1 protein-coding gene is annotated in these 218 nt (G+C 75.2%); it reads left to right on the top strand.

Features of this window, described 5'->3' with window-relative positions; genetic code table 11:
* Window positions 1-218, top strand: a 218-nt coding sequence (locus tag JNW98_RS35915) for a beta-ketoacyl synthase N-terminal-like domain-containing protein (RefSeq protein ID WP_223772426.1), incomplete at both ends; no start/stop codon positions are given.

Here is a 218-nt window from a genome sequence, read left to right on the forward strand (position 1 = left end):
CCTGGAGGAGGCCGGGATCGACCCGGACGCCCTGCGGGGGAGCGCGACCGGCGTGTTCGCCGGCGCGATGTTCCAGGACTACGCCTGGGTCGCGCGCTCCCGCGCCGACCAGGTCGCGGGCCGCTGGGGCACCGGCACCCTCGGCAGCTTCGTGTCCGGCCGGGTGGCGTACACGTTCGGCTTCGAGGGACCGGCGTTGACGGTCGACACGGCCTGCT

Source organism: Streptomyces huiliensis (assembly GCF_020037025.1).
Taxonomy (GTDB): domain Bacteria; phylum Actinomycetota; class Actinomycetes; order Streptomycetales; family Streptomycetaceae; genus Streptomyces; species Streptomyces huiliensis.